This is a genomic window from Clostridium sp. UBA4395 (genome assembly GCF_002390995.1).
Classification (GTDB): Bacteria; Bacillota; Clostridia; order Clostridiales; family Clostridiaceae; genus Clostridium_J; species Clostridium_J sulfidigenes.
This window is the reverse complement of record NZ_DGRF01000081.1, coordinates 1-9,077: the sequence shown is the minus strand read 5'-3', so window position 1 is coordinate 9,077 and position 9,077 is coordinate 1. Positions and strand designations below refer to the sequence as shown.

At 31.3% G+C, this 9,077-nt stretch carries 9 protein-coding genes, 1 tRNA gene and 2 pseudogenes; all 12 read left to right on the top strand.

Annotated features, from left to right (window positions below; genetic code table 11):
• Nucleotides 1-292 precede the first annotated feature (292 nt).
• The 12 genes and pseudogenes from B2694_RS15505 (at nt 293) to B2694_RS15450 (ending at nt 9,018) form a co-directional block, all read left to right on the top strand.
• The gene (locus B2694_RS15505; protein WP_150843591.1) at nt 293-718 is read left to right on the top strand and encodes a ribonuclease III domain-containing protein; all 426 of its coding nucleotides are present in this window, start codon (nt 293-295) and stop codon (nt 716-718) included.
• Nucleotides 705-890: pseudogene (locus tag B2694_RS15500) on the top strand (FAD-dependent thymidylate synthase); the annotation flags it as partial. The gene B2694_RS15505 and the pseudogene B2694_RS15500, both read left to right, overlap by 14 nt.
• Nucleotides 891-1,080: 190 nt before the next feature.
• A complete protein-coding gene (locus tag B2694_RS15495; RefSeq protein ID WP_346886505.1) occupies nt 1,081-1,260 on the top strand; it encodes a hypothetical protein in 180 nt (59 codons plus the stop codon).
• Between the two features lie 183 nt (nt 1,261-1,443).
• A complete protein-coding gene (thyA, locus tag B2694_RS15490; RefSeq protein ID WP_346886506.1) occupies nt 1,444-2,274 on the top strand; it encodes a thymidylate synthase in 831 nt (276 codons plus the stop codon).
• A 14-nt stretch (nt 2,275-2,288) separates the two neighbouring features.
• The gene (locus B2694_RS15485) at nt 2,289-2,792 is read left to right on the top strand and encodes a dihydrofolate reductase (protein WP_346886504.1); all 504 of its coding nucleotides are present in this window, start codon (nt 2,289-2,291) and stop codon (nt 2,790-2,792) included.
• 58 nt (nt 2,793-2,850) lie between these two features.
• Entirely contained in the window at nt 2,851-3,948 is a 1,098-nt protein-coding gene (locus tag B2694_RS15480; RefSeq protein ID WP_346886503.1) for a phosphomethylpyrimidine synthase ThiC, read from the top strand.
• 2 nt (nt 3,949-3,950) lie between these two features.
• Nucleotides 3,951-6,050 carry a trypsin-like peptidase domain-containing protein gene (locus B2694_RS15475; protein ID WP_346886502.1) on the top strand — a complete coding sequence of 700 codons (2,100 nt, stop codon included), beginning with the start codon at nt 3,951-3,953 and terminating at the stop codon, nt 6,048-6,050.
• A gap of 49 nt (nt 6,051-6,099) precedes the next feature.
• Nucleotides 6,100-6,663, top strand: a pseudogene (gene thyX, locus B2694_RS15470) (FAD-dependent thymidylate synthase); the annotation flags it as partial.
• 226 nt (nt 6,664-6,889) lie between these two features.
• Entirely contained in the window at nt 6,890-7,615 is a 726-nt protein-coding gene (gene rlmB / locus B2694_RS15465) for a 23S rRNA (guanosine(2251)-2'-O)-methyltransferase RlmB (RefSeq protein ID WP_346867662.1), read from the top strand.
• Between the two features lie 19 nt (nt 7,616-7,634).
• Complete coding sequence (locus B2694_RS15460) at nt 7,635-8,144, top strand: NYN domain-containing protein (RefSeq protein ID WP_035135170.1); 510 nt, start codon at nt 7,635-7,637, stop codon at nt 8,142-8,144.
• Nucleotides 8,145-8,253: 109 nt separating this feature from the next.
• Entirely contained in the window at nt 8,254-8,859 is a 606-nt protein-coding gene (sigH, locus tag B2694_RS15455; RefSeq protein ID WP_051824237.1) for an RNA polymerase sporulation sigma factor SigH, read from the top strand.
• Between the two features lie 83 nt (nt 8,860-8,942).
• Nucleotides 8,943-9,018, top strand: a tRNA-Thr gene (locus tag B2694_RS15450).
• Nucleotides 9,019-9,077 lie beyond the last annotated feature (59 nt).

The following is a 9,077-nucleotide window of genomic DNA, read 5'->3' as shown; positions in this document are numbered from 1 at the left end:
AGAATAAAGAGGAAGTTGTTGTGGACTCAAGGGGTTCAGAGATTTTGTTATTTTAAAAGAAATGAAAATAGCAAATGATATTCTATCACTGTAATTTTCAATAGAGCCTATTAGAAATAGAAGAAAAAGATGAAGACAGTGAATAATTAGGGTTATTAATAACTATATTTTTTAATAATTCATTAATAAGAATTGTGTTAGGGAAAAGTTAGATTTGACTATGAAATCTTGAAAATATATAATTATTATGTTTAATTATTATAATAGGATTTATCTCATTAAGGAGAAAAATATGGAATTTGATTTATTGAAAGAAAAATTTAGTGCAAAAGAAGCACATTTAATAAACCCATTAACTCTTGCATTTATAGGTGATGCTGTGTATGAAGTGTTTATAAGAACCTATTTATTAGGCGAAAATAAATCATTGAAAGTACAGCAGTTGCATTTAAAAACTGTTAATTTTGTCAAAGCAAAATCACAGAGTAATTATGCAAAATTAATTTTAGATATGTTTGACGAAGAGGAAATGTCAGTTTTTAAGAGAGGAAGAAATACTAAATCTAGTGCTCCTAAGAATGCAGATGTTGGTGAGTATAGGTGGGCAACAGGATTTGAAGCTGTAATAGGATATTTGTACATTTCAGGAAAGAATGACAGATTAAATTATTTGCTTAATAAAATTATTGAAATGAGTGATAATAATGATAAAAGTTAAACTTATGGAGTTTACTCCAAATCCAGAAAAAGTAGTAGCTGCAGCAGCTAAATTATGTTATAGTTCAGTAGGAATTGAGGAAATAACAGAAGGATTAGATGAAGAAACTACAAGTAAATTTATAAAAATGTTGAATAGTTATGGTCATAACTCTCCAGTTGAACATGTAAGCTAAGGTTAATACAAATTGTTTTTTGTAACAGAATATTATATATGGAAAGATGATTCAATATATATAGGACATTTTTCCAAACTATTTTAAAATAAAAATATATGAAATTTTCTTAGTGACCTAAGAAAGGCTATGATATACTTTCATAAGAATAGTGATGATGCTGACCTATTTTATATATCAAGTTTATTTGGAATTAGCCCTTGTGAGGCAGCGAGATATTTTGAAAGATAAAGGTGATTGTATAGCATTTAAGTGGAATTTACGAATGATTAGGGCAAGGAAAAACACCTGGACAGGTGCAAAGTTGATGAGGATACTAGAAGAAAAAGTAGGGATTAAAATAAGTCCTGCAGATATTTCTTTCTAGACTATTAAATGAAGAATAGAATGAAATAAAGCTAGTGGTGCTTGATGAACTGTGTAACTTATTAGAATGTAGCGTAGAAGATTTACTAGTTGAAACATCAGTAAGTACCACAAAAGAAAAAAGGTGAATTAGAAGATATTTGATTATAAAAAAAGTACTATGGATAAGAAAGGAAGGTTTACGTTGAGCAAAGCAGATAATATTTTTATTGATATGTGCAAGGATATTCTTGCAAATGGAGCTACTTCCGAAGGTGAAGTTGTAAGAGCTAAATGGGATGATGGTACTCCGGCTCATACAATTAAGAAGTTTTGTGTTGTTAACAGATATGATCTTTCAAAAGAGTTCCCTATACTTACGTTAAGACCAACAAATTTAAAAGCAGCAATTGATGAGCTTCTGTGGATATGGCAAAAGAAATCTAATAACGTTAAAGATCTTAACAGCCATATTTGGGATAGTTGGACAGATGAAAATGGAACTATAGGAACTGCTTATGGGTATCAATTAGGTATAAAGCACAAGTATAAAGAAGGGGAATTTGACCAAGTAGATAGAGTCTTACATGATCTAAAACACAATCCATATAGCCGCAGAATTATAACAAACATATATAATCATTATGATTTGCACAGTATGAATTTATATCCTTGTGCATATAGTATGACTTTTAATGTTACAGGTAGGAAACTAAACGCAATATTAAATCAACGCTCACAAGATATTTTAGTCGCTAATAACTGGAATGTATCTCAATATGCAATTCTTGTGCATATGTTGGCACAAGTAAGCAATCTAGAGGTAGGTGAATTTGTTCATGTTATTGCAGATGCACATATATATGACAGACACATACCTTTAATCAATGAACTTATTCAAAGGACACCACATCCAGCACCTAAATTGTTGGTTAATCCAGATATAAAAGATTTTTATGATTTTAAAGTTGAGGATTTTGTATTAGAGGGTTATAAAAGTGGTGATCAAATAAAAAAAATTCCTGTTGCTATTTAGAAAGGAGTAATGCCATGAAAGCTATTGTTGCCGTAGATTTAAATTGGGGAATTGGATGTGGTGGTAAACTATTGCAAATGATTCCAGAGGATATGAAGTTTTTTAGACAAAAGACATTAGGTAAGATTGTGGTTATGGGAAGGGAAACATTTGAATCACTGCCGGGAAAAGAGCCTCTGAAGGATAGAACAAATATTGTCTTAAGTAAAAATGGGTGCTTTAAGAATGAAAAGTTAACGATTTGTAGATCATTGGAAGAACTTTTTCAAGAACTTAAAAAGTATAATTTGGATGATGTGTTTGTAATTGGTGGCGAATCAATATACATGCAACTTTTACCATACTGTACAGAAGCTTATGTAACTAAAATTGAAAATAAATACGTAGCAGACAAGTATTTCGTTAACTTAAATGAAGATAAAACGTGGAAGATGATTTCTGGAAGTGATTTAAAAAACCATAATGATATTAAATATAGTTTTTTAACATATGTAAAGCAAGAAACCAATCATATTTGAAAATTCCCTGCGTCATACTTAAATATTGTACGTAGAGAAGGTAGAATGGGGGGGGAATATGAGTTATGTAACTCTAAGAGGTAGTAGATCCATAGTTAATGTTGGTCGAGGATTTCCAGTAGCAGTTAATGTGAACATTGGAGTAGGTGCAAACAATATTTGCACCTTCGAAACAGAGTTAGAAAAGGTGAGAGTACTTTCAAATTTAAGTGAAAAACCTGATTTGATGATGGACTTGAGTTTAGATAACTCTCAAGGATATTTATATGATTATATTAGGGAACAGATTGGATGTCCAATAGGATTTATTCCTCACTATGTATGTCTAAATGATAGAGGAACAATTGATAGAGGAAAACTTAAGGAAGAAATGATTCGCGCTGCTACTAGTGGGGTATCGTGGTTTGTAATACATTTAACACCAAGTCTAGAACGGGTTAATAAAGCGATAAAAACAAGAGATATACCCTTTTCCTCTAGAAGTGCGGTGGTAATAATTAAAGATATGATTAATAGAAATGCATCAAGGAGTATTTATTGGGATGTTCTTGATGATGTAATTGATATTGCAAAAAAATATTCTATTGTTATTTCGCTTGGAGCAGCATTTAGGCCAGCAGTCACAAAGAATACTTTAGATGAAGTTCATACAGAGGAACTTATGGAATATGCTAAATTAATTAAAATTTTCAATAATGAGGGTATTAAGGTTATGGTAGAAGGAGTTGGGCATTGTTGCCCTAATAAACTTAATTCATTGGTTTCTATTGTTAATGAATTAGATGTGCCATTTATGCCACTTGGTCCACTTTTTACTGATACATTTTCAGAGGATGACCACATAGTTAACTCTATAGGTTTTTATTCTGCAGTTTTAGGAGGAGGGAATTTTAGTATAATTAACTCTATTACACCATCGGAACATTCTGGTGGAATTCCAGATATAGAAGATATATTAATTGGCTACAAGGCTGCAAGAGCATGTTCCAACTTATGTAATGACTTTTTAGGGTTAAATTCTAAAGGGCTAAATATAAATAGATGCTCAGTGATAGATGGGGATTTTATAGGATGTAATAGGTGTGAGAGCATTTGCCCGACAAAGTTTTATATTGATGAGAAGGAGAAGATAAAAAGGTGGATACAGATGGATTAAACTTGTTTAAATCGTTAGCATTGCCTCCGCCTATATATTTTTCTTTTACAGATCCCTTTATTCAAGAATATTATGAATACTCCTTGGATGAACTTGAATACTTTTTGAAACTTTCCTTGCTTCTTGGGTCACATATAGAAATAACTGCAGCGAATCTTTGGCAGAGTGCCTTATCTATGAAATTATTCAATTCTGCACTTGTTTTATTCGATCCAGCTGAACCAATAGGAAAGGAGATAGAACTACCACTTATAAGGTTAGCAACTAGAGAATATACCAGTGATAGTAAAGTTTTTTCAACATATTTTAGCCAAAGACTAGAGGAAAGAGAACATTTTATTGCATTGCCTGATACTTTAACGTATTTAGATTTTCAATTACCAGAAACGTTAAAGATTGCTACACATTTAGATAATGTTGTAAAACCTTACTCAAGAAAAGGGGGTAATGTAACTGAATTGTATACACAGTACATCATGAAACATTTCTTAGGTCATGAAACGTGTATGTTATATGATAAATTGCTATCCTATAAAGATTTAAATTCGGTTTCACGGGCTACTGTTGCAGATTGTATTTTGTCGGTGCCTTTAATTGGTAAACGACAAGAACAACTTGTTCTAGATGCTAATGAAATCTATTTTAGAGCTAATGCTGCAGCAACAAAGGCACAATTAGTTTACCCTAATAAAAAGTACCGACTGACAATTTATGAACCAGATAAAAATCATTTTGGGCATAATAATTTTCAGTTGATAGATAGGATTATGGTAATTTTAGAGTCTATAGGCTTAACTGCGAATACTATAAAATCTATATCTTTTAGAACATTTTATTTTGCACAAAAGCACGGCATATTAGATAATATTAAAAGATATATTTGGTTTTTAAGAGTAAATGAGAAGGATAGGACTCAAGGTTCTTATTTAACAAAAAGTTTTTATGGGTTCTTATGCAAAAAAAGCATTAATCAACTAATTAGGATTAATAAGGATTGCTCCTTGTTATCTGATGTAGATTTGAGATCATATGAAATAGATACGGACAAAGATGAAATTACGCCAAAAAAAATATTTCACTTTAATTTAAATAGAACATTATATTTTGGGGGGATAAAACAAATGCAGGAACAGGATATAAAAATATCGACATTGATAGAAGAATGCAATTCAAAACTTAGATTTGACGAATTGAAAACAATCACAGTTGAGATTTTTGAAGATTATGAACTTATCTCACATTCAAATAAACTCGAGTTTGTTAGGGAACTATGCTTAGAATGCAAAAGAAAAGGAAAATTAGAAGAGTTTGTATTAAGATGTATGAGGTATAATCCAAACTTCACGATATTTTCATTAAATTTACCTATGCCTACAAATATTGTTGATTGGCGTGGAAGTAACAGTGCTGGTGAACAAATTACTACTGAGTTTCAAGAAAAAATTATTGGTTCTCGCCATAGATTCCAATCAATTGCATTTTTAAAACAAGGATTTGAGATGTCTAATAGAATATGTATGTTGGTTAATAATAATCCCAAAACAGGATTTAGAGCATCATGTTTTTTAGTTAATAAGGAATATTTAATTACAAACAAACATGTAATTAATAGCAAGGAAGTAGCAGAAAGTACTGAAATCTGGTTTAACTATGAGGAGGGTACTGATAGGCAATTACTTAAGTATAAATTACATGGGCAAGAGGCAATAATATCTGATAAGTTTGACATAGCACTATGCAGAATTAATTATGATAGTGACTCTGATTTTTTAGAACCATTTCCTAAAGTGCAGTTTGGTAAACCCAATTTAGATGATATTGTACCAATTATTCAACATCCTAGTGGTTGGCCAAAACAAATTTGTATTGGACATAACAGCCTGCGTTATATTAATTCAGTACGCATTCAATATCTGACTGATACTATGCCAGGATCGAGTGGAGCTCCAGTTTTTGATTCCTCATGGAACTTAATTGGGTTACACAGCTGTGGAGGACTAATTGTTGAACCAAGGACTGGAAGTAATGTATTTAGAAATGAAGGTATACATGTTGATATAATAAGAGAGTTTTTGGAACAAAATGGAGTAGAATTAATCTAGGTAGAGCTTAATATAAAAATTACGATCAAGTTAATTTATTTTATCTACATTGGTTAGACATAGAGTTGCTTCTTATTCTCAGCAAAGTCAAAGATATGTTAAGTTAGATGCTTTTGAATATATAATTCCACCATCTATAGCAAAAGATGAGAAGTGTAAGGCTATCTTTGTAGAGGCGATGAAAAAAGATCAGGAAGACTATGATAAATTAGTTGAAGTGCTTAAAGTTTCTAATTTAGATGTATATATTAATGAACATAAAGCAAGAAAAAAATGTGAAGAAATCACAGAAAAAGATATGAAATCATTAAAGTCCAAAGCTGAAAAAAGTGCTATTGAGGATGCTAGATATATATTTCCTAATGCATGTGCAACTAAAATTGTAGTTACAATGAATGCTAGAGAGCTTATTCATTTCTTTAGTCATAGATGCTGTATGAGAGCTCAATGGGAAATAAGGGATTTAGCAGATGCTATGCTTAAGGAAGTAAAAAAAGTAGCACCAAATTTATTTGAAGGATGCGGTCCTAGTTGTGTAAAGGGAAGTTGTTCAGAAGGAGCTATGACTTGCGGTAAGGCTATAGAAATAAGAAATAAGTACTTATCTATATAAAATGTAAATTGATATAGGAATAGATGATAGGAGCGATATAAGGATGGAAGATAAAAGACAAGGTAGTAAAAATGTTAGGCCTAAACGTATAGGGAAAAATAGAAGAGATAATAATAGATTTGTAGGTGATGTAAATAGTGAAAGAAGAAATAATCAATCCTACAGAAATGAAAATATACAAAGCAATATAAAAGTTGAAAATTTCAATACAACCTCAAGAGAAGATATGATTGAAGGTAGAAATGCGGTTATTGAAGCTCTAAAATCTGATAGAACAATAGAATATATAATGATAGCACAAGGAGATACTAAAGGATCCATAAGTGTAATTACAGCATTAGCTAAAGAAAAATCTGTAGTAGTTAAATATGTGGATAGAGCAAAACTAGATGGTATAAGTGAAACGGCTGCACATCAAGGGGTAATTGCAATAGTAACTCCATATAATTATTGTGGTATAGTCGATATAATTAATAACGCTAAGGAAAAAGGAGAAGATCCCTTTATATTAGTATTAGATGAAATTGAAGATCCTCATAATTTTGGGTCTATAATAAGAATAGCAGAAGTTTGTGGAGTACATGGGATAATAATTCCAAAAAGAAAAAATGTAGGAGTTACACCTACTGTTTATAAAACTTCAGCTGGGGCTACAGAATACATAAAAATTGCTAAAGTTACAAATATAAATGTAGCTATAGATGAACTAAAGGAATCTGGGATATGGGTATATGGAGCAGATATGCATGGGACTCAATATTGCTATGATTCGGACTTAAAGGGACCTATAGCTTTAGTTATAGGAAGTGAAGGAAAAGGTATTTCAAAGCTAACTAAATCAAAGTGTGATGTGTTGGTTAAAATACCTATGGTAGGAAAGGTTAATTCATTAAATGCATCAGTAGCATGTGGAATGATAGCATATGAAATATTAAAACAAAGATTGAAGTAGAAGTAAATGGGGTATAGAGTTGAAGCAGATTTTTGTGGATGGGTATAATGTAATTAATAGCTGGCCAGAATTAAATACTATAAAGGACTATAGTTACGAAGCTGCAAGAAATAAGCTTATTGACTTACTTCTTAACTATGCAGCCTTTAAAGGGTGCAGAATAACACTGGTATTTGATGCACATATGGTAAAGGGAAGTATAGAAAAAAAGGATAGAAAAGGAAATTTGACTATAGTTTTTACAAAGCATGATGAAACTGCGGATAGTTATATAGAGAGGACTGTAAATCATATAGGGAGAAAATCAGAGGTCTATGTTGTAACATCTGATTCTCTAGAGCAACAGTTAATATTTCAAAGAGGTGCTAATAGAGTATCATCTATAGAGTTTTACAGTTGGATTGAGGAAACAAACAGAAAGATATCTAGGCAGTGTGAGAACAAGAGTTTTCATAATAGAAATCTTTTTGAGGAGGCCATAGATAAAGAAGTGGCAGAAAAGCTAGAAAAGATAAGAAGAAGTAGATAATATATCTTGACTATCTAAATTTTGTTAATGTATAATTCTAGTTAGGGTCATTTATGCTTTGGGGGGGATATTGTTGGGAAATACAAGTGGCAATGATGAGTTAAACTCCATGTTTACGGGTAAAAAAGATGAAGATATAGTAGCTCTGGCTAAGACGGGAAACAATAGAGCCCTAGAATATCTTCTTTGTAAATATCAGAACTTTGTGAAAGCTAAAGCAAAATCATATTTTTTGATTGGTGCTGATAAAGAAGATATATATCAAGAAGGTATGATTGGTTTATTTAAAGCTATAAGAGATTTTAAGGATGATAAGTTAGCATCTTTTAAGGTTTTTGCAGAATTGTGCATAACAAGACAGATAATCACTGCTGTAAAAACTGCCACAAGACAAAAACATATTCCACTGAATACTTATATATCACTGAATAAGCCTATATATGACGAAGAATCAGATAGAACTCTATTAGATATATTATCAGGTATAAGGGTATCTGATCCCGAAGAATTGATAATAGATAGAGAAGAGATGGAGAACATAGAAAGTAAGATACAAGAAGTATTGTCAGGTTTAGAAATGGAAGTTTTGAATTCTTATCTTGATGGTAAATCTTATCAAGAAATTGCCAGCGATTTAGATAGGCAAGCAAAATCTATTGATAATGCACTTCAGAGAGTAAAACGTAAACTTGAAAAGTGTTTAGAACAAAGATGAAATCGTATTGACAAACAAAAAAAAATCATTTATAATAAGGAACTGACAAAAATATTTTAAAATAAATACATTATGTATTGAATGCTCATATAGCTCAGTAGGTAGAGCGTCACCTTGGTAAGGTGGAGGTCACCGGTTCAATCCCGGTTATGAGCTCCAGTTATTTTGCAACACACGTGGATAAGTTTACATTAAAAAAGTGAAAATAAAAATGTTTT

What these genes read in the sequence shown, in the direction of transcription:
- B2694_RS15505 (WP_150843591.1), top strand. Translation starts at nt 293, where the DNA reads ATGGAATTTGATTTATTGAAAGAAAAATTTAGTGCAAAAGAAGCACAT.
- B2694_RS15485 (WP_346886504.1), top strand. Translation starts at nt 2,289, where the DNA reads ATGAAAGCTATTGTTGCCGTAGATTTAAATTGGGGAATTGGATGTGGT.
- B2694_RS15480 (WP_346886503.1), top strand. Translation starts at nt 2,851, where the DNA reads ATGAGTTATGTAACTCTAAGAGGTAGTAGATCCATAGTTAATGTTGGT.
- rlmB (WP_346867662.1), top strand. Translation starts at nt 6,890, where the DNA reads ATGATTGAAGGTAGAAATGCGGTTATTGAAGCTCTAAAATCTGATAGA.
- sigH (WP_051824237.1), top strand. Translation starts at nt 8,254, where the DNA reads ATGTTTACGGGTAAAAAAGATGAAGATATAGTAGCTCTGGCTAAGACG.